This is a genomic window from Caulobacter sp. FV1ye13L (assembly GCF_058681155.1).
In genome coordinates this window covers 2,573,092-2,598,936 of record NZ_CM178732.1, presented here as the reverse complement: position 1 = coordinate 2,598,936, position 25,845 = coordinate 2,573,092, and the positions used below count along the sequence as shown (strand labels likewise).

Below are 25,845 nucleotides of genomic sequence, written 5' to 3'. Positions count from 1 at the left end.
TTCATTGGTCGGCATAGCGGAGCGATGCTCGGCTGAGAGCCATGGCGTGAGAATGCTATGACGCGGCTCGGCAAGGCGATCAGCGCCTGAGCCAACGCCCCTAGGTTAGAGATACGCTAGCGCTTGCGGATCGGCATTGGCGCGTGGGCCAGCCGTAGCAGATTGGCTGCACCCGGAGCACCGAAGGGCGTGCCCGCCACGATCAACAGGCGCTCTCCCGGCGCCACCAGTCCCAGTTCCAGCGCTCGGCTGGCCGCGTCGGTGGTGACGACCTCAAGGCTGTCAGGCTGGGCGCTGACGCGCGGTTCAACGCCCCAGACCAGCGTCATGCGGCGCACGGCGTTGATCTCGGGCGACAAGGCCAGAACCGGCTGAAGCGGGCGCTCGCGCGCCAGACGACGGGCCGTGGCGCCGGTCGTGGTGAACGCCACCAGGCACTTGGTCGAGCCGGCCTTGGCGGCGCCCGCGGCGGCAACCACCAGAACATCCGCATCGTCGTCCTGATGCGGCTGCTCGGCCTGCATCAGCTCAGGCCAGCGCGGATCGCGCTCAACCCGCTCAATGATGCGGTTCATCATCGAGACGGATTCCTCAGGATAGTCGCCGGCGGCGGACTCGGCCGACAGCATGACCGCATCCGCGCCCTCGTAGACCGCATTGGCGACGTCCGAAGCCTCAGCCCGGGTGGGGGTCGGCGAACTGGTCATGGATTCCAGCATCTGGGTGGCGACGATCACCGGGATGCCGCGCTCGCGCGCCGCCCGCAGGATGATTTTCTGGGCGACCGGCACCTCTTCGGGCGCCATCTCGACGCCAAGGTCGCCCCGCGCGACCATCACGCCGTCACACAGGTCCAGGATCGCGCCTAGGCATTCCAGCGCCTGGGGCTTTTCGATCTTGGCCAGCACGGCGGCGCGACCTTCGACGATGCGGCGCAATTCGGCCATGTCTTCCGGAGCCTGCACAAACGACAGGGCGACCCAGTCGACACCCAGACGCAGGGCGAAAGCCAGATCCTCGCGGTCCTTCGGCGTCAGGGGCGACATCGGGATGACGACATCCGGCACCGCCACGCCCTTGCGCTCCGACAGCTTGCCGCCGTTGACCACCTTGGTGTTGGCATAGCCAGGCCCGGCGTCGGTGACCGTCATCCGCAGCTTTCCGTCGTCCAGCAGCAGGGTCGCGCCAGGACGCATAGCCACCAGAATTTCCGGATGCGGCAGGCAAACGCGCGTCTCGTCGCCGGGCGTAGCGTCGTCGTCGAAACGGAACGTCTGGCCGGCCTTCAGCTGCACTGGCCCGTTGGCGAACTTGCCGACGCGCAGCTTGGGTCCCTGCAGGTCGGCCAGAATACCCAGCGGCCGACCGACAATAGGCTCGGCCGCGCGGATCGCGGCATAGACGGCGGCATGGGTCTCATGCGCGCCGTGGCTGAAGTTCAGGCGGAAGACATCCGCCCCGGCCCTGGCCAGCGTGATGATCATCTCCGGCGAACTCGAGGCCGGGCCAATGGTGGCGACGATGCGGGAACGACGCGCGCGGATCATGCGGCCGCTCCTTCTAGGAAAGCATGGGGTGCTGGGGTCAGGGGCAGACGGCGTCGCCCTCGTTGGAGGCCAGCCGGATTTCGGTGAAGGCCAGAGCAAACCGTCCGGTCGTCGACAAGGCAAACGGGGAGGAAACATGCTCCATGTCCGCGCCCTTGGCCTTGAAACAGGAAAGTTTGATCTTGGCCGTACGCCATTCGCCAATTTTCCCGCTGGAGAAAGTTGACGTTACGTCTAGCGCCGCGCCGCAGGATTCGCCACAGGCGATCGCCAGGGAAACCGGTTTCTCCGGCGCGACATCGACCCGGTAGCGGATCGACACAGCCATGTCGCCGGTGGTCTGGCGGGACAGGTCCACGGCTTGGCCCATGACCTGGAGCGCGCCATTGCCCTCTCCGCTCCATTCGGCGAGACGCGCATTCTCCTGGGCGCCGGCGTCGATCGGCCGGACCGCCAGCGCTCCGCCGATGTTCAGGGTCCAGGGGGCTGGTGCGCGGCCAGCAATGAAATAGCGGTCGACATTGACGGCCGCCGACACCACGCCGGGATCTTCCGACAAGGTCGCGACCTTGCCAGGCTTGGCGTAGCTCAGGCCGTAGCCATAGGCGAACTGCGGATCATAACCGGCATCACCGCGATTGAGCGGCGCCTGGTTGGCGCGCTTGGGCCAGGAGAAAGAGAGCTTGCCCTTGAAGTCATGGCGCGGCTTGCCGGCCTTGTCGCCGATCAGGACATCCGCGACCCCGCCGCCCTCGCTGCCCGGAAGCCAGGCGGCGACAAAGGCGTGAGAGGCATTGATCTCGGGATTGGTCCAAAGCGGACGACCGGTCAGGAACACAGCGACCACGGGGATACCCTGGGCCTTGAGTGACTTGATCAGGGCCAGGTCCGTCTTGTCGCCGGGCTGATATTCCAGATTGGTCACATCGCCCTGGAACTCGGCATAGGGGTTCTCGCCAAACACGACCACCGCCACATCGGGACGGGTCTTGAAGACACCGTCGCGGGCCAGTTCAGCCTGTCCACCGCTCGCCTTCACCGCGTCGGCTATGCCGGCATAGATGGACTGGCCGCCCGGGAAGTCGCTGTTCTTATTGCCCGTGCCTTGCCAGGTCAGGGTCCAGCCGCCGGCCTGTTTGCCGATGTCGTCGGCGCCGTCGCCGGCGACCAGCACCTTGGCCGAACTCTTGATCGGCAGAATGCCCTGATTCTTCAGCAGCACCAGTGACTTGCGAACAGCTTCTCGCGCCACGGCCCTATGCTCGGGCGCACCCAGCAGTTCGAACTTACCTTCCAGGGGGCGCTTGCCGTCGAACAGGCCCGCCTTGACCTTGACGCGCAGCACGCGGCGCACGGCGTCGTCGATGCGAGCCATCGGGATCGTGCCGTCCCTCACCTGGGCCAGGGTGTTGTCGAACAGGCCCTTCCAGCTGTCGGGCGCCATGACCATGTCCATGCCGGCGATATAGGCCTGCGGACAGTTGGTGTTGGTGCAGCCATCGACTTGGCCGTGGGCGTTCCAGTCGCCGACGATGAAGCCTTCGAAGCCCATGCGCTCCTTGAGGACGCCCGTCTGCAGGCTCTTGTTGCCGGTGTGCTTGACCCCGTTCCAGCTGGAGAAGGAGACCATCACGGTCAGGATCCCGGCGTCGATGGCGGGCGGATAGCCCTGGGCGTGCAATCGGATCAGGTCCTGCTCAGAGATCAGGGCGTCGCCCTGGTCCTTGCCGCCCTCGGTGCCGCCATCGGCAACGAAGTGCTTGGCCGAGCCGACCACATGGTCCGTGGCAAGGGCTTGCCCGGATTTGAGAACCCCCTGCAGGCCCAGGGTCATGGGACCCGAATAGGTCTTCACCACCTCTGGGTCCTCGGCATAGCCCTCATAGGCTCGCCCCCAGCGCTCGTCGCGCGGCACGGCCACAGTGGGGCCGAACGTCCAGTCGGCGCCGGTCGCGGCGACCTCGGCGGCGGTGACCTCACCGATGCGGCGGATCAGGTCCGGGTCGCGCGCGGCTCCCAGGCCAACATTGTGCGGGAAGACCGTCGCGCCGACGATGTTGTTGTGACCATGCACGGCGTCAATGCCGAAGATGATCGGGATCGCTGTGTGACCGTCGCGCTTCTCAAGCGCCACGGCGCGATAGGCCTTGATCCAGTCCACCCATTTTGCCGGCGCGGCGCGGTCGTCTCCGCCCGGCGCGGTGTTTCCGCCCGCCTCGACCGAACCCAGCGGGTATTTCCGTAGCTCGTCCGGCGTGATCGCGGAGCCGTCGGCCATGATGGTCTGCCCCACCTTTTCTTCAAGGCTCATGCGCGACATCAAGTCGGTGATGAAGGCCTCGGTCCTGGCGTCGGTGATCGACTTGGGGCTCGCCGCTTTGGGCCAGAGTTCGGGATGCGCCAAGGCCGACGGCGTCTGGGCGACCCCTACACCGCCGAGGCTTCCGGCGATCAGAAGAGCGAGAACCGAGGCGTGGGCGGAGCGGCGAGGAGCGAGCATGAAACTTCCCGTGGTGGCGCGGAGCCGGCGCAAATCGGCCGGCAAGAAGAAAAGGCTCGACGCAGCGCGCAGGTGCGCCGCGTCGAGAAGCACGCGCCTAGAGGCCCCGACACGAGGCGACGACCAGCGAACACGCGCGGTCCGGCGAAATATGTAGCGAGATCAAGGTCTCCTCCGGACGCCGCTTGAAAGCGACGTTCTTGGTTGGGGCTATGACAACGCAATCAGACAGCGCTGTCAACTACGATCTATCTCCCTGGCGTCTCGTAGCGGCTAGACCGCCGCCGGACCTGTCGATTCACGGACCACCAGTTCGAAATCCAGCAGCTTCGAGGGCGGAAGCTCCCCTTCGTCCCACGACACCCCGTTCAGCAGCATGTCGGCCGCCGCCCCCGCCATCGCGGCGATCGGCTGGCGGACGGTGGTCAGCTGCGGCCAGACAACCTTGGCGCCCGGTGTGTCGTCGAACCCGGCCACGGACAGGGTTTCGGGCACATTCAGCCGCAGTCGGTTGGCGACGGCCATGACGCCCAGCGCCATGTCGTCATTGCTGGCGAACACGGCCGTGGGCCGGTCGCCGCCGGTCAGCAACCGTTCTGCCGCCTCAAAGCCGGAGCGGAACGAGAAGTAGCCCTGCTCCACCCGCTCAGGCCGAACCGTAAGGCCGCTATCGGCCATCGCCTCCATGAAGCCCTGATGGCGCAGATGCGAAGCGCCGTGATCGGGGTGGCCGATGATAAAGCCAATATCGCGGTGACCCAGTTCGATCAGGTGCTTGGTCATCTCATAGGCGGCCAGCCGGTCGTCCATGCCGACCCGGGCTGAACGATCCAGGTCGCTGCCGGGCGAGATGCGCACATACGGCACCTGCTCCCGCTCCAGCGCCGCCAGCACGACAGGATGGTCACAGACGGGCGCCGTGAGGATGACGCCGTCCATCCGCAGGGTCGCCAACATGGGCGCGACCTGATCCTCGACATTGTCGGCCGTGGAATCGAGCGGCTCGACAATGAGGTGGTAGCCCTCCTCCCGGCACCGCGCGATGGCGCCCAGCTGGACATCGGTGATGTAGCCGGGGCTGGGGTTGTCGAAGAAGACGCCAATCAGATAGGCCTTCGATCCCGCCAGGCTGCGGGCCGAAATATTGGGGCGATAGTGCAGCGCCGCCACCGCCGCCTGCACCCGATCGCGGGTGTCGGCCTTGACGTTGGGTTCGCGATTGAGGACGCGCGAGACAGTCTTGATCGAGACGCCCGACTGTCGGGCGACATCATGGATAGTGATCTTCGAGCTCAATTCCGCCCCTCGCGCTAGAGCCTTTTGGGGCTCTAAATCATGCTTTGAGCGTGGCAGACGCCGAAACCGGCGCCCACTCTCGGCTGCCACGCTCGCCGATTCATTCGGCTTGTTCGGCAATAAGCCATGACAGCCTTGTCATGGCGAGCCCCTGCGCGCGCGTAAGGGCAGCCTTGAGCTAGGAGATTGAGGCGTATCCTTCCGGCGTAAGGGCCACAGCCGCTCCGATCAAGGCGGTATAGGGATGCATGACCACATGGGTCGGTATGGCTTTCATGTAGTCGACAAACCGGCCCTTGGCCTCGAAGCGGGCGCGGAACGGGCCGGTCTCCAGCAATTCGACAATCTTGGCGCCGATGCCGCCTGCGATGAACACGCCGCCTCGGGCCCCAAGGGCCAGAGCCAGGTCCCCCGCCGTCGAACCGAGAATGGCGCAGAACCGGTTCACGGTCGCCAGACTGTCGGCGCAACCGCCCAGAGCCCGCTCGCTGATCTGCTTGGCCGGCAGAGACTCGACCTTGCGGCCCTCGGCGGCAGCCAGGATCGTGTGCAGATCCTCCATGCCAGGGCCAGACAGGATGCGTTCGATCGACACCCGGCCGAACTGCTTGGTCAGGGCGCGCAGGATCTCGATCTCAATGTCGTCGGTCGGTGCGAAGGCGATGTGGCCACCTTCCGTCGTCAGAGGCGTATCGACCCCATGGCGGCGGGCCATGCCGGCGACGCCAAAGCCCGTGCCAGGACCCAGAATCGCCAGATCCCCCTCACCCGAGGTCGGCAAGCTACCGATCTGGCGCAGATCCTTGGGGGACAGGCGCGGCGCAGCCAGGGCCTGGGCCGTGAAGTCATTGATCAGGGTCGCCTTTCGAAAGCCGCCTGCCCGGCGCAGACTGTCTTCCGAGATCCGCCAGTCCAGATTGGTCATATGGACCGTGCCGTGCTCGATGGGCCCCGCCACAGCGACCACGGCCTGATCGGGATGCTTGACCCCGACCTTGTGCAGATAGTCCTCGATGGCCTCTTCGGCCGTGGCGTAGTCCTCGCCCTTATAGGCCGTCGGTTCGATCAGGCGGGGATCAGGCCCGTCGAATTCCACCAGGGCGAAACGCGCGTTGGTTCCGCCGATGTCGCCGACCAGGCCAAGCCCGCCGTCCTTCAAGCCGTTCATCTAGACTGCTTCCTCAAGCAAACAGCACGGAAGCGCCGTGGTCGGCAGGGCCGACCCCCGCACGCATCCAGCCGAACAATTCCCGCCCAAAGCCCGGCTTGGACGCCGGGACGTTTGCCGGAGTCCGAGCGAGCAAGGTCGCCTCGTCCACCAGCACTTTCAGTTCGCCATTCGCAGCGTCGACCGTGATGACGTCGCCGTCCTGAACATAGGCCAGCATACCGCCCTTGGCGGCTTCCGGCGTGACGTGGATCGCCGCTGGGGTCTTGCCCGAAGCGCCCGACATGCGGCCGTCGGTGACGAGCGCCACCTTGAAGCCGCGGTCGAGCAGCACAGAGATCGACGGCGACAGATTGTGCAGTTCCGGCATGCCGTTGGCGGCCGGACCCTGGAAGCGCATCACCACCACGACGTCGCGGTCCAGTTCACCGCGCTTGAAGGCGGCGATGAAGTCTTCCTGTTCCTGAAACACCGCCGCCGGCGCGGTGATGGTGTGATGCTCGGGTTTCACGGCCGAGATCTTCATCACCCCGCGACCGATATTGCCGCCCAGCATGCGCAGGCCGCCCTCGGGACTGAAGGCGTCGGAAACCGGACGCACGATGGCGGTGTCCAGCGACTCTGCCGCACCATCGCGCCACACCAGCTGGCCATCTTCGAGGGCAGGCTCCTGGGTGTACCGCGACAGGCCTGGGCCCGCGATGGTCAGGACGTCTTCGTGGGCGAGCCCGGCCTTCAGGAGTTCGCGGATCACCAAGGCCATGCCGCCTGCGGCCTGGAAGTGGTTCACGTCCGCCGAGCCGTTGGGATAGACGCGGGCCAGCAGCGGCGTAGCCTTGGAGATCTCGTCCAGGTCTTCCAGCGTCAGGATCACGCCGGCAGCATGGGCCATGGCGACCAGATGCAGGGCCAGATTAGTCGAACCACCGGTGGCCATCAGGCCAACCACGCCGTTGACGACCGACTTCTCGTCGATCATGCGGCCAACCGGGATGAACTCATTGCCCTTGTTGGTGACAGCGGCGGCACGGCGTGCGGCTTCCTTGACCAGGGCCTCGCGCAGCGGGGTGTTGGGATGCACGAAGGCCGAACCAGGCAGATGGAAGCCCATTAGCTCCATCAGCATCTGGTTGGTGTTAGCCGTGCCATAGAAGGTGCAGGTGCCCGGCCCGTGATAGCTGGCGCTCTCGGCCTCGAGCAGTTCGGCGCGGCCGACCTTGCCCTCGGCATAGAGGGCGCGAATGCGGGCCTTTTCGCTGTTGGGCAGGCCCGAGGTCATTGGACCGGCCGGCACGAACAGCGCCGGCAGATGGCTGAAGGTCAGGGCGCCGATCACCAGGCCCGGCACGATCTTGTCGCAAACGCCAAGATACAGCCCGCTGTCGAAGGCGTCGTGGGTCAGGGCGATGCCCGTGGCCATCGCGATGACGTCGCGCGAAAACAGCGACAGCTCCATGCCCGGGCGGCCCTGGGTGACGCCATCGCACATGGCCGGCACACCACCGGCGAACTGGGCGGTAGCCCCGACCTCGCGCGCGGCGACCTTGATCAGCGCCGGGTACTCTTCCAGCGGCTGGTGGGCCGACAGCATGTCGTTATAGGCCGAGACAATGCCGATATTGGGCGCGTTGGGATCCAGCGCCCGCACCTTGTCGACGCCCGGCGAGGCGGCGAACGCATGGGCCCAGTTGGCGCAGGACAGCTTGGCCCGACCCGGCTGGTTGGCGATCGCCGCGTCCATATTGGCCAGATAGGCGGCGCGGCTGTCGCGGCTGCGCTCGACGATCCGTGCGGTGACCCTGGCGATGACGGGATTGAGGCTCATGACGACTACTCCGCCCACAGGATGCGGACCCTGGCGCGGTCCTGTTTGAGGATGGACGCGACCGGCAGGGCCGGATCGATGGGCCCGGCCAACAGGGCGCGCTTGGCCTCGCCGGTCACCAGCAACACGATCAGATCGGCGCGGGTCAGAGCCGCAAAGGTCAGGCTGAGGCGAGGAATATCGGGCGCAGGCGAGCCAGCGGGCGCGGCCACGACCAGACGTTCCGACGCGGGATCCAGCCCCTGAGCCAGAACGGGCGAGCCCGGAAAGAGCGAGGCGAAGTGGCCATCGGCCCCGACGCCGAGCAGCACCGCCCCGAACGGCATGGCGGCGGCGACGCCGGCCTCGGCCTTCAAGGCGGAGTCTTCCTGGCTGACGCCCGCGAAATAGAGCGGGGCGAACTGGGCCTTGGCCGCTTCGCCGACCAGCAGATGGCGGCGGACCAGACCTTCGTTGCTGCCCGCGTGAGACGGCGGCACGAAGCGGTCGTCGCTCAGCGTCACCACGATCTTGTCCCAGGGCGCGATCATGGTCGCCAGGCGGTCGTACACGGGCGCCGGCGTGGTGCCGCCCGTCGCCGCGAAGCCGGCCTGGCCACGCTTGGCGACGGCGATGGTCAGGGTCGACGCCAGCACCGAGGCGGCGGCGTCGTAGAGGTCTTCACGCGTGTTGAAGGTTTCGATCTGGGGCTGGTTCATGATCAGGCCTTCCAGGCTCGGCCGCCGGGCGAAATCAGACCCGTTGAGGAGTGCGGTCCCCAGGTGCCCGCCGCATAGGGTGCGGGCTCGATATTGGCGGCGGCCCAGGCAGCCGACACGCCATCGATGAACTTCCAGGCCTGTTCGACCTCGTCGCGACGCACGAACAGGGTGCGGTCGCCACGGAAAACATCGAGGAACAGCTTTTCGTAGGCGATCCGGCGACGGCCGCCGCTCTGGCTGAACGACAGCGACAGCGGCAGTGATTGCAGACGCATGCCCTCTTCTGACAGTCCCGGACGCTTGTTCATCAGGGTCAGGACGATATTCTCGTCGGGCTGCAGATCGATGACCAGACGGTTGGAGAAAAGGTCCCCATCCGTCGCCTGACCGAAGATGTTGTGCGGCAGCGCCTTGAACTGCACGACGATCTGGGTGCGGCGGTCGGGCAGGTTCTTGCCGGTGCGCAGGAAGAACGGCACGCCGTCCCAGCGCCAGTTGTCGATCGCCACCTTCATCGCCACGAAGGTCTCCGTCCGGGTGGTCTTGCCGACTTCCTGCAGATAGCCCTCGCGCGCGCCGCCTTCGACGACGCCGGCCACGTACTGACCACGCACCGTGTCATGGGCCACAGTGTCCTTGTTGAAGGGCCGCAGGCTGCGAAGAACCTTGACCTTCTCGTCACGCACGGCGTCCGGATCGAAACCGGAGGGCGCCTCCATGGCGACAAGGCAAAGGAGCTGCAGCATATGGTTCTGCACCATGTCCCGCAGCGCGCCGTATTCGTCGTAATAGGGCCAGCGATCACCGACCTTTTCAGTCTCGGCGATGGTGATCTGGACGTGGTCGATCGTGTTGCGATCCCAGAGCGGCTCGAACAGCACGTTGGCAAAGCGCAGGGCCGTCAGGTTCTGGACCGTTTCCTTGCCCAGGTAGTGATCGATGCGGAAGATCTGCTCTTCGCCGACCACGGCCCCAACCGCAGCGTTGGTCTTGCGCGAGCTTTCCAGGTCGCGGCCGATAGGCTTTTCGAGGACCAGACGGGACTTCGGACCCGTAAGGCCAGCGGATTGGAGGGCGTTGCAGACCGGGCCGTAGAGGCTGGGCGACAGGGCGAAATACACCACCAGCGAGCCGTACTCGCCGATGCGCTCGGCCAGCTTGGCCGCCCCCTCGTCCTTGGTCATGTCGACGGAAAGGTAGTCCAGCCGGGCCGCCAGGCGGTTCCAGGCGGCTTCCTCGACAGTGGCGCGCTTGCCCAGCTGCTCGCGAACCAGCGCCTTGTAGCTGGCACCATCTCCCTCGCCGCGCGCGACGGCGACGATCCTCAGATCGTGCGACAGAAGGCGGTCGACCTCCAGAAAATAGAGCGAAGGCAGCAGCATGCGCAGCGCCAGATCCCCAGCGCCGCCAAGCAGCACCAGAACATCACGGCCATTTTCGCCGTCGTTGGTCATATTCACTAGATCTTCCACCCTATGACAACGTTGTCATGACACGCTTGCTCAAGCTTGGCAAGCCGCTGTCACCGACGTTCCGCCCGGGAAGTCGGGCGGCGCTCTAACTAGGCCAAACGCGCGAGGCTCGCCATAAGACCAATCGCGTTTTACGGGATGATTGTCGCGCGCTCAGCGGCGCGTTGGGCACGCGGGTTGCGGAGTGGCGACGATTTCGGAGATCCGGCGAAATTTCCTTGCGGGCTAGCCCCGCGCGGGCGATCCGGCAGGGCGGGCCGCCCGGAAGCGGTCCTTCATCTTGGCCACCCATCCGCCGAACGCCTCGTTGTCGGCCGTCACGCGACCAAAGTCAGCGCTCGACAGCGATTCGACGTTCATGCCCGACAGGGCGACACGCAGCCCCTCGGGATTGCGCGCGCCCTCGACAAAGCCGGAATAGCGCTGACGCAGACGGCCAAGTGATACATCGTCGTCGGCCAGGCTATAGGCCACCCCTGCGCGCAACAGCCGGGCTTCCTCACCAGCGGCCAGAGCCCCCGGACCCTTCCACCGGTCGCCCAGCGACTTTTCATAAAGGGTGGCGGCGGCTGGCCAGGTGCGCTGCTTCCAGGCGATCTCGGCGCGGATATCCTGGGAGTCACGACTGTTGTCGTTCTCGACCAGTTCAAGCGCCGCGTCGTAGCGGCCAAGACCCATATAGGCACGCGCCGTGGCCAGGCGACGCTCGGCGTTCAAGGCCGGCGGCAGGATCGTGGTGCGGCTCTCGTTGATGGCCTGCAGCGCGCTCTCGGGCTGCTTGTTCATCAGATAGATCCAGGCCAGGTCCGTCGCCACCTGGGCCTTGGGCACACCGTCGAGACGGTTGTCGACCTGATATTTCAGCAACTTGCCGGCTTCATCCAGCAGGTCGACATCCACCAGGCGGCGCACGAGATTGCGCACCATCTGGTCGCCGTCAGCGCCCAGCGGGGTCAGGTCCTGGAAATCATAGAACAGGCCGACGGCCTGGATCGGCTGCATGCCGTCGGCTAGGCCGTCGAGGAACAGCGCCCGGAACGCACCATTGAGGTCCCTGCGCAGCCCGATCGCCTCCGGGTGATCGGGCTGGTTGTTCCCGGCCGAGTGCAGAACCTCCAGCGCCTCGCGATAGCGGCCCTGGTCGATGAACAGCTTGCCCAGACCGCGAATGGTCTCCAGTTCGACGCCGTCGCCGCGCCAGCGGAAGCGAAGCTGATTGAGCTCGCTGGCTGCGGCCGCCGCGTCGATCTGGCCCTTGGCAAGCCGGATCTGGGTCGCATGCAGCATGGCGGGCGCGGCGATGCGATCTATCGGCGCCTTGGCGATGGCCTGGAACATGCGCAGGGCGCGGCTCTTCTCGCCTTTGGCCTCAAAGATGCGCGCCTGGGTCAGACGAATATCAAGCTGGTCCTCAACAGGGATCTTGGGCTGGCTCAAAGCGTCAGCGACCAGGCGCGCGGCGCCAACAAGATCGCCGGTCCCCAGCGCCGCCTTGGCCTGGGCATGCTGGAAGCGCGCGCGCCAGAGCGCCGGAAAAAGGTCGAGCGCCCGGCCGCCGGTGGCGAATTTCTGGCGCGCGTCGACCCACTCGCCCTGCTGGGCGGCGATATAGCCACGCCACTGCGCACTTGAAGCGTCGTCAGCCAGGACGGGCGACGCAAAATCAGTTTCGGCTTCGGCCAAACGATTGGCCATCACCCGCGCCACGCCGCGCAGACCACGGAACTCGGCGTCGCCCATCAGCGTCTGGTGCTTGCGGGCTGCGGCGTTGAGAACCCCTATGGCCTCATAGGACATCCCGGAGCCGACCAGGAACCGCGCCAAAGCCATGCGGGCGCCGATGTCGCCGCTCTTGTCTTCACCCTCCCCCGCTGCGGAGATGGCGCCCTGCAGCGCATTATAGCGCGCCAGGAACCCGCCCGACCCGGTCTTGGGCCAGTTGTCGAGATCGATCAGCGCCGGCATGGCCATCGGTTGCGGGGCGCCGGCGGCGGCCTCTTCCGGAGCCTTGGCGGCAGACAGCGGCGAGAGCACCAGCCCCTTGGGCCGACCGATGCGTAACAGGTCGCCATCGATCGAGACCATCAGGTCACTGGCATAGGTTTCCGCGGCCAGACCCTGGGCGGAGGGCAGCAGCGCCATCTCGACATATTCACGGCGCGACGGCAGGCCCTTGGACGGCGCCAAGGCCGGCGCGACAAGAAGGCGGTCGCCAACGGCGGGATCATTGACCCAGACGGCCTTGGTGACGCCGGCCAGGGCCGCAGTCAGGGTAGCGGGTGTGACGGTCTCATCCCGGGCCACGCGGATGGAGTCGGGCGTAGCCTGCGAACCGGCGCCCAGGCTGATCGACCACTGACCACCCTGCCCCTCGGCGTAATAGGGCGTGCCGACCGGCGTGACGATGCGCAGGGCGCTGTAGTCGGCGCCTTTGAAGACCTGGATCCTGGAATAATGGGCGCTGGAGCCCGGAATCTTTGAGATGTCCAGGCGAGCGGGGGTATCAAACACCACCCAGACCGCCTCGCCGCGACGGAACACGGCGGCGCCGGACGGCGCGGCCCAGTTGAAGGCCAGCCGCACCTGGCCATCGACCTTTTCGTATTCCGCCTTGACCACGCCGCCCGGCGGCATGGGATTGGGACGGCCGACCGGGGCGACGTGCGCCGGCGAGTGGGCGACGTCGGCCATGGCGCCCGCACGGGCAAAGATATTGACGAAGTCGGCGCCGTCCGCATTGCCGACGCGGGCCTCAGCGTCGTCGGCCAGGGTGACGATAATTTCCAGCACCCCGCCCGTATGACGGGCCTCGGCGGATTTCACCCAGCGCGGCGGATTCAGCCGCAGGGTCGACATGTCGGGATTGGCGTCGCGATTGAAGCGCAGGGTCAGGACCTGACCGTCGCGCTTTGACGTCATGCGGGCGCCGCCGGCCCAATGGAACTCCAGACGGCTGAACTGGGCCGCCTGAGCAACACGCACGTCGAGGGCGCCACGCGACGCGGCGACCGGACCGGCGGCGTTGACCGACGGCGCCGCCACGCTGGCGATGCAAACCGCCGCGACGCTGGACCGCAGGATCGCGCGAAGGCTCATGGAACGCCTAACCGGCCTTCTTGGGCGCAGCGGCGCCCGCCAGCGGCGCGGCGGACGCCTGCTTGCCCTGGGCGTTCGCGTCGGCCGCAGGCGCTCCGTTCTCGGCAATCGCGGCCTTGCCCTTGTTGATCACGTCGTTGGCGAAGCGGTTGGCCAGACGCTCCGTCAGGGCCTTGGCGTCGACCGGGGTCATGTTCGCCAGGATCAGGCTGAGCGTGCGCTCCTTCATCTTGGCGGCGATCGGCAGACGAACCGAATCTTCCAGGATCGTCATCCGCGCGGCGGCGTCCTTGGGCTTCATGCTCGAGAATACGGTGACCATGCGGTCGACCTCGGCCGACTTCTGGCTGTCAGCCTGGCCGAGAAGCCCCTGGATATCGCCCTTGAGGCCGTTCAGCGCCTTGACCTTGGCGTCCAGCTTGGCCTCGGCGGCGGCCAGCAATTGCAGTTGCACGTCAATGTCCTGCTCGCGCTGGTCCAGTTGGCCGCGACGCGCGCCCAGGCTTTGCAGGATGCGCAGTTCAGCGGGCGACAGACCGGCCTCTCGGGCCAGATCGGTCACCGAAGGGGCGCAAACGCGGGGCGGAACCGACGAGGCCGCCGAGGCGGCGGCGTCATGACCAGCAGACTCGGCCGACTTTGCCTCTTCGCCGTGTTCGGCCTTGGCGTCCGGTTTGACCACACCCTCAGCAAAGGCCTTGGCGCCACCGAGCATGTCCGGCAGCGACTTGGCGCCGGCCAGGGCGTTAACGGCCAGAACGCCGCCAACGGCGACGCCGACGAGCGGGAGAATACGAGGAATGTTCTTCATCACCGGGCTCTGAAACTGGGTCCGGGACGCGGCGGATCGACCGGGCCCTCGAAGAGGTCATCATCAACCCGCGCTCGTGAACGCGGGGTTTCCTTGGCGACACTGGGTCGCGGGTCGAGGTTGGCGCGCGCGGAAGACTCGATTGGCCGACTGGCCTTGGCTTCGCGATCCAGCAGGCGCTCGAAATCCTCGGCCTTGAGGCGGCGATCCGCCTTCGGCTCGGAGGCCTCCATGCGCGCAGCCACAGGGGCCGAGGCGGCGGCAGGAGGCGGGGTCACCATTGGTCGATTGAGGCGCTCGTCGAGCTTGGCGGCGAGGACTGTGGCGCGCTCGATGCGATCGGCCAGGGCTTCGGAAGCCTCGTCGGTGGCGGCGCGCAGATCAGCCAGGCCCTGCTCGGCGCGAGCGGCGGCTTGATCCAGGTCGGCCACGGCCTTGGCGAAGCCGACATGGCTGTCGCGCAGGGCCTTGAGGCGACGCTCAAGGCGCCAGCCAAAGCCCAGGGCCACAATCAGCAGCACCGCGAGCAAACCATTCATGGCGACGGCGACGAGGCTCATTTCAGCTTTTGAACCGCTTTCTTGGCCGCAGGCGACAGCGGCGCCTCGGCGCGGATGGCGATGGAGTGATTGCGACGTCCCATGCGACCGCGCGTCAGCGGGATCGCCCCGGCGCGCAGCTCGACCAGACTATCCGGCGTGGCGTTCAGCATCATGGTGTCGCCGACCTGAAGGTTCAGCACCTTTGACAGCGGCAACTGCTGCTCGTCGAGAACGGCGCGGACCTCCATCTGGGTGGTCCAGAGCTCGGTGGCCAAGTGGCCTTCCCAGATGTTGTCGCGGCCGAACTTCTCGCCCATGAACTGCTGCAGCAGCATCTTGCGGATGGGCTCCAGCGTCGCATAGGGCAGCAGCAGTTCGATACGGCCGCCGCGGTCTTCCATGTCGATGCGAAGCTTGACCAGGATCGCGGCGTTGGCGGGCCGGGCGATGGCGGCGAAGCGTGGGTTGGTCTCCAGACGATCCAGCGAGAACGAGACCGGATGCAGCGGTTCGAACGCGGCCTTCAGGTCGTGCAGGACCACTTCGATCATCCGCTGCACCAGCACCCGCTCGATGGTGGTGTAGGGGCGACCTTCGATGCGCATGGCCGCCGTGCCGCGACGGCCGCCCAGCAGCACGTCAACGATCGAGTAGATCAGGTTGGAATCGACCGTCAGCAGGCCGTAGTTGTCCAGTTCCTCGGCCCGGAACACCGCCAGGATGGCCGGCAGCGGGATCGAGTTCAGATAGTCGCCGAAACGAATCGAGCTGATGTTGTCGAGGCTGACCTCGACGTTGTCGCTGGTGAAATTGCGCAGGCTGGTGGTCATCAACCGCACCAGGCGGTCGAAGACGATTTCGAGCATCGGCAGGCGCTCGTAGCTGACCAGCGCCGAGTTGATGATCGCACGAATGCCGGTGCGGTCGTCGTTGCCGTCACCCGACAGGTCAAAGCCTAGCAGGCTGTCGATTTCGTCCTGGTTCAGGATCCGCTCGGACCCCGCCATGTCGCCGCCGCCGTCGTCCCAGCCGCCACCGCCCATGCCGCCGCTGAAATCGCCGAATTCGCTCGCAGCCCCGCCGCCCTCGGCCCCGCCCGGAGGGTTCTGCGAAGCCCATTGGGCCATCGCGGCCTGATCGTCGAGTTCGTCCGCCATGTTGGTTTGCCCAGCCAGCTCCCTAGGGAGCTAGTTGATCAGCATCTCCTCGATCAGGACGGCGTTCACCTTTGACGGCGCGGCGACGAGATTGACCCGACGCAGCAACTCGACGCGGAGTTGGTAGGTGCCCTGGCTACCGTTCAGGTCTTCCGGACGCAGCTCGCGCAGGAAGGTCTGGAACATGTCCTGCAGCCTGGGCAGATTCGGCGTCAGAACCTCGGCCGTTTCCTCGTCGGGCAGCTCGAAGGTCAGCTTCAGCTTCAGGAAGGTCGACTTGCCGTCGGCGGTCTGCATGTTCACGACGATGTCAGGCAGGGTGTAGAAGACGATCCCGTCGGGCCCTTCCTTGATCACCGGCACGCCGGCCGCGCCCTCGGTGCCAGCGGCGGCGCCGTGGTCGCCTTCCTTTTTCTTGTCGTCCTTCTTTTCCTTTTTTTCCTTCTTTTCCTTGCCGTGCTCTTCAGCGCCCTTTTCACCATGGGCTTCTGGCGGCTTGGGTTTCATCAGGAAGAAGGCTGCAGCGCCGCCACCGCCCAGTACGAGCACGCCAGCAGCGGCCGCGATCAGAACGATCGGCGGCTTCTTCTTGGCTGGTGCTTCGCCCTCGACAGCGCCCTCTTCGCCTTCGGGGGCGGGAGCTTCCTTGGGGGGTTTTTTGGCCACGCGCGCGGTTCCTTGGAATCTACCCCCGTACTCATGCGCGACCATGGTTAACGATGTGTTTTGGAGGCCAATTCGTCGCAGGCAGAATCCACCCGGCAGACTCCGCCCAACACCCCCGCGTTAACCTTCCTATTGTTTGTTTTTGCTGACTTTTTGACGTTGGCACGAAGGTTGCTGATAGGACTGCGGCGCATTTGTCGCGCCAGCCGCCCGAGTTAACTCGTCATGGACAACGCGCTGTATGTGGGCCTTTCGCGCCAGATGACGCTCCGCCGCGAGCTGGACATCGTCGCGAACAACATCGCCAACGCCAACACGACGGGCTTCAAGACCGAGGACCTGATGGTCCGGACGGAAGCCGCCAAGCCGGCCCGGACCCTGGGCGGGACCAATCCCGTCAAGTTCGTGCTCGACGACGGCGTGGCGCGTGATTTCACCCAAGGCGCCATGACCAAGACCGGCGGCGACTTTGATGTGGCCATCGAGGGCCAGGGCTTCTTCAAGGTCCAGACGGCGGGCGGCGAGCGCTACACGCGCGACGGCCGCTTCACGACCAACCCCGAAGGCAAGCTGGTCACCCAGACCGGCAATCCCGTGCTGGACGAGGGCGGCACTGAGATCCTCATCGACCCCAAGCAAGGGCCCGTCACCATCGGCAAAGACGGCATCGTCAGCCAGGGTCAGCTGAGCGTCGGCAAGATCGCCGTGGTTCGCGCCGACGACCTGTCCTCGCTCAGCAAGGACGGCGACAACCTCTATCGCAACACCGCCAACGCCACCCTCCAGCAGGCGCCCAACGCCGTCGTGCACCAAGGCATGCTGGAATCCTCCAACGTCCAGTCCGTCGTCCAGATCACCAAGCTGATCGAGGTGCAGCGCGCCTACGAGAGCATGGCCAAGATGATGGACAACGCCGCCGAACTGACGCGCTCCGCCGTCGAGCGCCTCGGCAAAGCCAACTAAGGGAAACTAGACGATGCAAGCTCTGCGCACCGCCGCGACCGGCATGTCAGCCCAACAGCTGAACGTCGAGGTCATCTCGAACAACATCGCCAACATGAATACGGTTGGCTTCAAGCGTCAGCGGGCCGAGTTCCAGGACCTGCTCTACCAGACCATCGAACGGGCCGGCGCCCAGTCGTCCAGCGACGGCAATGTCGTGCCCACCGGCGTCCAGATCGGTGGCGGCGTGAAGGCCGGCTCGGTCTACCGGATCACCGAGCAGGGCACCCCCACCATGACCAACAACGAGTTGGACGTGGCCATCCAGGGCAAGGGCTACCTGCAGATCCTGATGCCTTCGGGCGAGACGGCCTATACCCGCGCCGGCAACTTCTCGACCAATGACCAGGGCCAGATCGTCACCGACGACGGCTATGCGGTGCAGCCCGGCCTGACCGTTCCGCAGAACGCCACCGCCATCACCATCGGCAAGACCGGCCTGGTCCAGGTGACCCTGCAGGGTCAGACCGCGCCCCAGACCATCGGCCAGCTCGAGCTGGCCAACTTCATGAACGAAGGTGGTCTGGAAGCCATCGGCGACAACCTGTTCATGGAGACCGGTGGTTCGGGTCCGGCCAACATCGCCGCTCCCGGCCAGCCCGGCTTCGGCACCCTGCTGCAGAACTACACGGAGTCCTCGAACGTCGACGCAGTCAGCGAAATCACCGCCCTGATCGTCGCCCAGCGCGCTTACGAGATGAACTCCAAGGTCATCACCACGGCCGACCAGATGCTCCAGGCCACCTCGCAGCTGAGGTCCTAGGCTCATGAAGCGCCTCCTGATCACCGTCTGCGCCCTGGCTCTCGCCGGTCCCGCGCTCGCCGGACAGACCGTTTCGCTGAAGATGGACACCACCGACGCCGACGGCCGCGTCACCCTGGGCGACCTGTTCGACGGAGCGGGGTCGACCTCGGACATCCTGGTCGCCACCCGCATCGGCGCCACCACCGTTCTCGACGCCGGCCAGGTGCAATCGGCCGCTCGCCGCGCCGGCCTGGACTGGAGCAATTCGCAAGGCCTGCGCCGGATTATCGTCCGCCAGGGCGCCGATGGCGGCGGCGCAAGCGGCGGCGTGGTTCGCGCCAGGGGCAATGTGGAAGTTCTTGCCTATGCCCGCAGCCTGACGGCTGGCGAGATCGTGCAGCCCCAGGATCTGATCTGGGTAAAGATGGCCGCCTCGCCCAGCGATGCGCCCCAGGACGCCGACGCGCTGATCGGCATGAGCGCCAAGCGCCCCCTGCGTGAAGGCGCCGCAGCCTCGCTGCGCGATGTGTCCGCCGCCCAGGTGATCAAGAACGGCGACATCATCACCGTGACCTACGAAAACGGCGGCGTTTCCCTTGCCCTGCAAGGAAAAGCCATGTCGGCCGCCGCCGCCGGCGACCTGGTCTCCGTCCAGAACTCACTGTCCAAGAAGATTATCCAGGCGGTCGCGACCGGTCCTGGTTCCGCGATGGTCGGTCCGCAGGCGCAGTCCTTGCAAAACCGATCATCAGTCCGTTACGCCGCTCGCTAGAGGTCATTCGCATGCGCCCCGCCCTGATCGCCGCCCTCGCCCTGCTCGCCCCGCTCGCCGCCTGCTCGACCGTCACTGAAGCCGTGAAGGGCCCTGAACTGGCCCCCGTCGGCTATCCCGCCCAGCTGGCGCCGATGACCCAGCAATTCGTCGCCTCGCGCGACCAGACGCCCCAGGCGGCGTCCGCCAACTCGCTGTGGCGGGTCGGCGCCCGCGCCTTCTTCAACGACCAGCGCGCCAGCAAGATCGGCGACATTCTGACCGTCCAGATCGATATCGACGACAGCGCCAGCACCAAGAACAACTCGGCCAGCAACCGCGCCTCCACCACCCAGGCCGGCGTCAGCAACTTCCTGGGTCTGGAATCCAGCCTCGGCAAGATCCTGCCGGGCGGCTTCGATCCGGCCAACGCCATCGGCACCAACTCCACCTTCACCAACGCAGGCGGCGGCAGCGTCAGCCGGTCGGAGAAGATCAGCCTGACGATCGCCGCCGTGGTCAGCCAGGTCATGCCCAACGGCAACATGATCATCCAGGGCACGCAGGAAGTGCGCACCAATGCCGAACTGCGCCAACTGACGGTCGCCGGCATCGTCCGTCCGGAAGACATTTCCTCGGCCAACACCATCAAGCACACCCAGATCGCCGAAGCCCGCATCAGCTACGGCGGCCGTGGCGACATCAGCCGCGTCCAGAAGACCCCGGCCGGCCAGGCCCTGGTGGAACGCTTCTCGCCCTTCTGATCCGACCACGGGCGGTTCGCGCAAGAACCGGTCCGTCCCCACCAAGACCTTCAGGCGCGGCCCCCCAGGGTGTCCGCGTCTGAAGTGTTTCTGGACCCAGCGAAACTCCAGCGCTCCGGCCACGTTGTTCCAGGCAGGAGAACCGCCATGGGACGTCCGCTCGCCGCACTTGCCGTTGTGGGACTTCTGGCCGCAGGCCTGGCGGGCTGCGACCACGAGACGGTCGCCGACAGCGGCTACCGTTGGGTGTTCCTCAGCGACGCCGGCGACGCCTCGCGCTTGGCCTATGGCCGGCCTTCCACTGACGATGTGATCCTGATGCTCAGCTGTTCGCCGGGGGCTGACAGCGTCCAGATTTCAGCCGTGGGCCTCAAGGGCCGCGAGATCGCCTTGGCGTCCGCCCACATCGAAAGCCGATTCACCGCCGAGAAGGCCGGCAGCGCTCTGGTCGAGACCGGCCTGCTGGAAGCGCGCGGCCGGATCAGCGCCCCTGCCCTGGCCGGCTTTCAGCACACCGGCGACCTCACCATCCTGACGAACGGCGAGCGGTACAATCTCCACGCTAGGCGTGAAGACGAGGGACAGGTGAAAGCGTTCTTCAGGTCGTGCGCCGCGGCCTGATCAGGCCCGGCGGCCCGCCGCCGAGATATTGTCGATCCCCAGCGCCGACAAGGCGCCGCGCATGATGCCCTCGGCGTCGAGACCCGCCTGGGCGTACATGACATCGGGCTTGTCCTGATCCTGGAAGATATCGGGCAACACCAGGGTGCGGATCTTCAGCCCGCGATCCAGCGCGCCGTGCTCGGCCAGGGCCTGCAGCACGAAGGCGCCGAAACCGCCCATGGCGCCTTCTTCGACTGTGATGATGGCTTCATGCTCGCGGGCCAGCCGCAACAGCAGGTCGATGTCCAGCGGCTTAGCGAAGCGGGCGTCGCAGACGGTGGCCGACAGGCCCCGCGCGGCCAGCAGGTCGGCAGCCTTCAGGCTTTCGCCCAGGCGGGTGCCGAACGAGACGATGGCGACGCTGGTCCCCTCGCGGACGACGCGCCCCCTGCCGATCTCCAGCGGGTCGGCGCGGCCGATCGGCATGTCGAGGCCAAGGCCCTCGCCGCGCGGATAGCGGAACGCGCTGGGTCGGTCGTCGATCTCGACGGCGGTGGCGACCATGCGGGCCAGTTCCAGCTCGTCGGCGGCGGCCATCAGGATCATGCCCGGCAAAGCGCCCATGAAGCCGACGTCAAAGGTGCCGGCGTGGGTGGGGCCGTCTGCGCCGACCAGACCGGCGCGGTCCATGGCGAAGCGCACGGGCAGGCGCTGGATGGCCACGTCGTGGACGACCTGGTCATAGCCCCGCTGCAGGAAGGTCGAATAGATCGCCGCGAAAGGCTTCATGCCGTCAGCGGCGAGGCCGGCGGCGAAGGTCACCGCGTGCTGCTCGGCGATGCCGACGTCAAAGGTGCGTTCCGGGAACGCCTTCTGGAAGATGTCCAGACCCGTGCCTGAGGGCATGGCCGCCGTGATGGCGACGATCTTGGAGTCGTGCTGCGCCTGCTTGACCAGTTCCTGGGCGAACACCTTGGTGTAGCTGGGCGGGCCGGCGGCGGCCTTGTGCTGCTGGCCGGTGACGACATCGAACTTGACCACGGCGTGCAGCTTGTCGTCAGCGCCCTCGGCCGGGGCATAGCCCTTGCCCTTCTGGGTGACGACGTGGACCAGCACCGGCTTGTCCTGGAACTCGCGGGCGTTCTTCAGCACGCTGACCAGGGCGTCCATGTCGTGGCCGTCGATCGGGCCGACATAGTGGAAGCCCAGTTCTTCGAAGAAGGTGCCGCCGGTGACCATGCCGCGGGCATATTCCTCGGCCTTGCGAGCCGCTTCGCGCATCGGAGTCGGCAGCTTCTCGACCACGGTCTTGCCGAGCTTGCGAACCTTCCGGTAGGCGCCGCCCGAAACCAGATTGGCCAGATAGGCGCTCATCCCGCCGACCGGCGGGGCGATCGACATGTCGTTGTCGTTGAGGATGACGGTCAGTTGCTTGGTGGTGTCGGTCGCCGCGTTCATCGCCTCATAGGCCATGCCAGCGCTCATCGAGCCGTCGCCGATCACGGCCACGACCTTGTTGGTCTCGCCCTTCTGGTCCCGCGCCGCGCAGAAACCCAGCGCCGCCGAGATCGAGGTGGCCGCATGGGCCGCGCCGAACGGGTCGTATTCGCTTTCGGCCCGCTTGGTGAAGCCTGACAGGCCGCCGCCCTGACGCAGGGTCTTGATACGGTCGCGGCGCCCCGTGAGGATCTTGTGCGGATAGGCCTGGTGGCCGACGTCCCAGATCAGGATGTCCTTGGGCGTCTCGAAGACGTGGTGAAGGGCGACGGTCAGTTCAACCACCCCCAGGCCCGCGCCCAGATGCCCGCCGGTCACCGACACTGCGTCGATGGTTTCGGCGCGCACCTCGCTGGCCAGTTGCTTCAGTTCAGCCACGGAAAAACCGCGCGTATCGGCGGGCGAGGCGATCTTGTCGAGAAGAGGAGTCACGGTGGTCATGTCCGAAGAAAGCGCGGTCAGTTGCGCCGGTCCAGCACGAAATCAACGCTGCGGCGCAGATGATTGGCGCGTTCGCCGAAAATATCGAGGTGAGACTTGGTTTGAGCAGCCAGAAGCGTGGCCCGTTCCTTGGCTGCGTCGAGGCCCAGGAGGGTGACATAGTTGGTCTTGCCCATGGCGGCGTCCTTGCCGCCTGCGGCCTTGCCCAGCACGGCTTCGTCGCCCTCGGCGTCCAGAATGTCGTCGACGATCTGGTAGGCCAGACCCAGGTCCTGGGCGAAGCCCATCAGGGCGGCGCGCTCGGAATCTTTTGCCCGGGCGATGATCAGCGGAATTTCGAAGGCGAAGGCGATAAGCGCGCCGGTTTTCAGACGCTGCATGCGGGCCACGGCCCCCAGATCGTCGCGAACGCCCAGAATGTCGATCATCTGACCACCCGCCATGCCCTTGGCGCCCGAGGCGATGGCCAGCTTGCGCACCAGTTCGGCGCGGATATGGCCGTCATCGTGGGTGTCGGGGTGGGCCATGATCTCGAAGGCGGCGGTCTGCAGGGCGTCGCCCGCCAGGATCGCGGTCGCCTCGTCATACTGGATGTGCACGGTCGGACGGCCCCGACGGACGTCGTCGTTGTCCATGGCCGGCAGGTCGTCATGCACCAGGCTGTAGGCGTGGATGCATTCCAGGGCGCAGGCGGCGCGCAGCACCGGTCGCTCGGGCAGGTCGAACATCTTGCCGGTTTCGAGGGCGAAGAACGGCCGCAGCCGCTTGCCCGGCCCCAGGGCCGCATAGCGCATGGCCTCGGTCAGCCGACTCTCGGGGCCGTCGGCCCGGGGCAGCAGCTCGTCGAGCGCCACGGTGACGATGTCGGCCGCCTGGACAATGCGACGTTCCAGATCGATCAAAACAGCTTCCCCCCGTCCGGCGCGGCGCGATCCACGCTGACCAGCACCACGTCACCCTCAGCGTCGGGAAAGCCCAGACACAGAACCTCGGACATCACCGGACCGATCTGACGTGGCGGAAAATTGACCACCGCCGCAATCCGGCGCCCGACCAGATCGTCCAGGGCGTAGTGCTTGGTCACCTGGGCCGACGAGCGCTTGATCCCGATCGCCGGGCCAAAATCGATGGTCAGCTTGTAGGCGGGCTTGCGCGCTTCGGGAAACGGCTCGGCCCGGGTCACGGTGCCGATGCGGATATCGACCTTCTCGAAGTCGTCATAGGTGATCGGCGCTGAAGCCATCAGGCGAAGTCCGCCGGCTCTGCGCTGACCGCGCCGCCCTGGCCCAGAACAATCTTTTCGACCTTGAGGCGGGCGGCTTCGAGCTTCTTTTCGCAGTGGGCCTTCAGGGCCGCGCCGCGCTCATAGATGTCGATCGACCGCTCCAGCGGCGCCTGGCCGGACTCCAGCTCGGACACGATCTTTTCCAGCTCGGCCAGGGCCTGCTCGAAGCTCAGTCCGGCGAGATCTCCATCCGTGGCGTTCGAGGCGTCGGTCATTTCAACTCCGAGGAGAACGGCCGCACCCTAGTGGGGCGGGAAGATACGGGCAACGACCTAGAATGCGGCCGTCGTTAAGGGAAGTCGGAATGCGCCCTCCCATCTCGGGAGCGTGGTCTTCAGGCCAGGGTGAAGCGCTTGACGCTCCAATAGGCGTGGCCTTCGTCGAGCAGCTGGCGCGCGCCCTTCTTTCTCAGCGACCGGGCGATCATCCAGTTGAAGAAGCCGTGAGCCAGAACCAGCACGTCCTGTCCACCGGCGGCCAGATCGATCAGCAGGTCGGCGGCCTGGTCAGAGCGGATCTCGGCCTGGACCCGGGTCTCCTGCCCGCCGTGGTGGTTGAAGAACCACCACCAGAAGCGGGCGAAGAATCCCAGATGGCTGGGCTTCATCTTGATCCACGATGGCCAGGGCGGCGGCGGCAGCGGCGCCTCGATAAACAGCGGATCGGTGGAGAAGGCGCGACCTTCGCAGACGGCCTGGGCGGTCTCGATCGAGCGGCGGCGGGTCGAGGCGATGACCAGGCTGGCCTGCCGGCCGGTCTCGACCAGGGAGGCCGGCGGCGTCTGGCCGGGCTTCAGTCCGCCCACTTCATAGCGCGCCCACCATTCGCCATAGGCGGCGCAGTTGAAGCGCACCTTGCGCGACAGGGCCGGCTCGCCGTGACGGGCAAGGGTGATGACCCCGGAACGGACGGACTGGGTCTCGGCCAGGATGTGGTCGGCGTTGCTTGCGTCGGCCATGTTCCCGAGAGAGCGACGGCTGCCCGTCGATCCCTTCATCCCTCCTGCAGAGCGCGGACATGCGCGGCGGCTGAGCGCCCCAGCGCCTGTAGGTCGTAGCCGCCCTCGAGCGAGGAAACAATACGGCCCCGCGACCGGGCGTTGGCGACCGAGACGATCGCCCGAGTCGCCCAGGCGAAATCCTCGGCTTCCAGGTTCTGGGCCGATAGCGGATCGCGGACATGGGCGTCGAAGCCGGCGGACACCAGAATCAGATCCGGCGAGAAGGCGTCGACCTTGTCCATCAGCCCCTCGAACCCCGCCCGCCAGGTTTCACGGGCCGCGCCCGGCGCCACGATGGCGTTGGCGATGTTGCCCAGGCCGGTCTCGGACGGATCGCCGGTGCCCGGATACAGCGGCGACTGGTGGATCGAGGCGAAGAAGACGGTGGGGTCGTTCTCGAACGCGGCCTGGGTGCCGTTGCCGTGATGGACGTCGAAATCGACGATGGCCACCCGGCGAAGGCCCGAAGCCTGGGCCACCCGCGCCGCGACGGCCACGTTGGAGAACACGCAGAAGCCCATGGCCGTGCCCGGCTCGGCGTGATGGCCCGGCGGCCGCACCGCGCAGAAGGCCCGCATCCCCTCCCCGGCCGCGATCTGGCGCACGGCTGAAACCGCCGCCCCGGCCGCTCGCCGCGCCGCGACCAGGCTGCCAGGGGTCAGGATGGTGTCGGGATCCAGGGCGTGGCGGCCGGCGCTGGGGGCCGAAGCCAGCACGGCGTCGATGAAGGCCTGCGGATGCACCAGGGCCAGGTCGGCGATATCGACCAGCGGCGCCTCGAGCGTTTCCAGATCCAGCGTGGCGTCGTCGCTCAGGGCGTCGATCACCGCCTGCAGCCGTTCGGGCCGCTCGGCATGGCCGTCGCCTGGCCGATGGTCCAGCATGTCGGAATGGGTGAACAGGGCGATGCTCATGGCCCGACGGTAGCGCGGACAGCCATTGGACGAAACCGGTCCATCGCGGTTATCAAGCAAGA

23 protein-coding genes are annotated in these 25,845 nt (G+C 66.5%); 5 read left to right on the top strand and 18 right to left on the bottom strand.

Annotated features, from left to right (window positions below; translation table 11 throughout):
- Positions 1 to 116 precede the first annotated feature (116 nt).
- From pyk to fliL, 12 genes are all read right to left on the bottom strand, one after another.
- Positions 117 to 1,547 carry a pyruvate kinase gene (gene pyk / locus ACW176_RS12510; protein WP_492109359.1) on the bottom strand — a complete coding sequence of 477 codons (1,431 nt, stop codon included), beginning with the start codon at positions 1,545 to 1,547 and terminating at the stop codon, positions 117 to 119.
- Positions 1,548 to 1,584: 37 nt separating this feature from the next.
- The gene (locus tag ACW176_RS12505; protein WP_492109358.1) at positions 1,585 to 4,047 is read right to left on the bottom strand and encodes a glycoside hydrolase family 3 protein; all 2,463 of its coding nucleotides are present in this window, start codon (positions 4,045 to 4,047) and stop codon (positions 1,585 to 1,587) included.
- A 273-nt stretch (positions 4,048 to 4,320) separates the two neighbouring features.
- The gene (locus tag ACW176_RS12500; protein WP_492057711.1) at positions 4,321 to 5,343 is read right to left on the bottom strand and encodes a LacI family DNA-binding transcriptional regulator; all 1,023 of its coding nucleotides are present in this window, start codon (positions 5,341 to 5,343) and stop codon (positions 4,321 to 4,323) included.
- 178 nt (positions 5,344 to 5,521) lie between these two features.
- Positions 5,522 to 6,511: a glucokinase gene (gene glk, locus ACW176_RS12495; protein ID WP_492109357.1), complete on the bottom strand. Its 990-nt coding sequence runs from the start codon at positions 6,509 to 6,511 to the stop codon at positions 5,522 to 5,524.
- Positions 6,512 to 6,524: 13 nt separating this feature from the next.
- Positions 6,525 to 8,336 (bottom strand): phosphogluconate dehydratase, encoded by a 1,812-nt coding sequence (gene edd / locus ACW176_RS12490; RefSeq protein WP_492109356.1) that lies wholly within the window; start codon positions 8,334 to 8,336, stop codon positions 6,525 to 6,527.
- Between the two features lie 5 nt (positions 8,337 to 8,341).
- Entirely contained in the window at positions 8,342 to 9,034 is a 693-nt protein-coding gene (gene pgl / locus ACW176_RS12485) for a 6-phosphogluconolactonase (protein ID WP_492109355.1), read from the bottom strand.
- Between the two features lie 2 nt (positions 9,035 to 9,036).
- Positions 9,037 to 10,491 (bottom strand): glucose-6-phosphate dehydrogenase, encoded by a 1,455-nt coding sequence (gene zwf, locus ACW176_RS12480; protein ID WP_492109354.1) that lies wholly within the window; start codon positions 10,489 to 10,491, stop codon positions 9,037 to 9,039.
- Positions 10,492 to 10,734: 243 nt separating this feature from the next.
- Positions 10,735 to 13,605: a tetratricopeptide repeat protein gene (locus tag ACW176_RS12475; protein ID WP_492109353.1), complete on the bottom strand. Its 2,871-nt coding sequence runs from the start codon at positions 13,603 to 13,605 to the stop codon at positions 10,735 to 10,737.
- A 7-nt stretch (positions 13,606 to 13,612) separates the two neighbouring features.
- Complete coding sequence (locus ACW176_RS12470; protein WP_419317582.1) at positions 13,613 to 14,416, bottom strand: MotE family protein; 804 nt, start codon at positions 14,414 to 14,416, stop codon at positions 13,613 to 13,615.
- Positions 14,416 to 14,976 carry a DUF6468 domain-containing protein gene (locus ACW176_RS12465; protein ID WP_492057721.1) on the bottom strand — a complete coding sequence of 187 codons (561 nt, stop codon included), beginning with the start codon at positions 14,974 to 14,976 and terminating at the stop codon, positions 14,416 to 14,418. Before ACW176_RS12465 ends, ACW176_RS12470 begins: the two co-directional genes overlap by 1 nt.
- Complete coding sequence (fliM, locus tag ACW176_RS12460) at positions 14,973 to 16,115, bottom strand: flagellar motor switch protein FliM (RefSeq protein WP_419317584.1); 1,143 nt, start codon at positions 16,113 to 16,115, stop codon at positions 14,973 to 14,975. Before fliM ends, ACW176_RS12465 begins: the two co-directional genes overlap by 4 nt.
- 30 nt (positions 16,116 to 16,145) lie before the next feature.
- Entirely contained in the window at positions 16,146 to 16,781 is a 636-nt protein-coding gene (fliL, locus tag ACW176_RS12455; RefSeq protein WP_492109352.1) for a flagellar basal body-associated protein FliL, read from the bottom strand.
- 225 nt (positions 16,782 to 17,006) lie between these two features.
- On the opposite strand from fliL, the gene flgF reads away from it, so the two are divergent.
- The 5 genes from flgF to ACW176_RS12430 all read left to right on the top strand — a co-directional run bounded on the left by flgF (position 17,007) and on the right by ACW176_RS12430 (position 20,664).
- Positions 17,007 to 17,744, top strand: coding sequence for a flagellar basal-body rod protein FlgF (gene flgF / locus ACW176_RS12450; protein WP_419317586.1), 738 nt, complete (start codon positions 17,007 to 17,009; stop codon positions 17,742 to 17,744).
- Positions 17,745 to 17,757: 13 nt separating this feature from the next.
- Positions 17,758 to 18,546, top strand: a complete 789-nt coding sequence (gene flgG / locus ACW176_RS12445) for a flagellar basal-body rod protein FlgG (RefSeq protein ID WP_419317587.1) — start codon at positions 17,758 to 17,760, stop codon at positions 18,544 to 18,546.
- A gap of 4 nt (positions 18,547 to 18,550) precedes the next feature.
- Entirely contained in the window at positions 18,551 to 19,300 is a 750-nt protein-coding gene (gene flgA / locus ACW176_RS12440; RefSeq protein WP_492109351.1) for a flagellar basal body P-ring formation chaperone FlgA, read from the top strand.
- Positions 19,301 to 19,311: 11 nt separating this feature from the next.
- Positions 19,312 to 20,043, top strand: coding sequence for a flagellar basal body L-ring protein FlgH (gene flgH, locus ACW176_RS12435; RefSeq protein ID WP_492057727.1), 732 nt, complete (start codon positions 19,312 to 19,314; stop codon positions 20,041 to 20,043).
- Between the two features lie 147 nt (positions 20,044 to 20,190).
- A complete protein-coding gene (locus ACW176_RS12430) occupies positions 20,191 to 20,664 on the top strand; it encodes a hypothetical protein (RefSeq protein ID WP_492109350.1) in 474 nt (157 codons plus the stop codon).
- Here ACW176_RS12430 and dxs read toward each other — a convergent pair whose 3' ends face one another.
- The 6 genes from dxs to ACW176_RS12400 all read right to left on the bottom strand — a co-directional run bounded on the left by dxs (position 20,665) and on the right by ACW176_RS12400 (position 25,783).
- On the bottom strand, positions 20,665 to 22,584 hold the full coding sequence (dxs, locus tag ACW176_RS12425) for a 1-deoxy-D-xylulose-5-phosphate synthase (RefSeq protein ID WP_492109349.1): 1,920 nt from the start codon (positions 22,582 to 22,584) through the stop codon (positions 20,665 to 20,667).
- Positions 22,585 to 22,601: 17 nt separating this feature from the next.
- Positions 22,602 to 23,486, bottom strand: a complete 885-nt coding sequence (locus ACW176_RS12420) for a polyprenyl synthetase family protein (RefSeq protein WP_419317592.1) — start codon at positions 23,484 to 23,486, stop codon at positions 22,602 to 22,604.
- Complete coding sequence (locus ACW176_RS12415; RefSeq protein WP_419317593.1) at positions 23,483 to 23,827, bottom strand: tRNA-binding protein; 345 nt, start codon at positions 23,825 to 23,827, stop codon at positions 23,483 to 23,485. The genes ACW176_RS12420 and ACW176_RS12415 overlap by 4 nt, the downstream gene beginning before the upstream one ends.
- On the bottom strand, positions 23,827 to 24,084 hold the full coding sequence (locus tag ACW176_RS12410; RefSeq protein WP_419317594.1) for an exodeoxyribonuclease VII small subunit: 258 nt from the start codon (positions 24,082 to 24,084) through the stop codon (positions 23,827 to 23,829). The genes ACW176_RS12415 and ACW176_RS12410 overlap by 1 nt, the downstream gene beginning before the upstream one ends.
- A 119-nt stretch (positions 24,085 to 24,203) precedes the next feature.
- A complete protein-coding gene (locus tag ACW176_RS12405) occupies positions 24,204 to 24,827 on the bottom strand; it encodes a histidine phosphatase family protein (RefSeq protein WP_492109348.1) in 624 nt (207 codons plus the stop codon).
- Between the two features lie 35 nt (positions 24,828 to 24,862).
- Positions 24,863 to 25,783 (bottom strand): histone deacetylase family protein, encoded by a 921-nt coding sequence (locus tag ACW176_RS12400; RefSeq protein WP_419321476.1) that lies wholly within the window; start codon positions 25,781 to 25,783, stop codon positions 24,863 to 24,865.
- Positions 25,784 to 25,845: the final 62 nt, after the last annotated feature.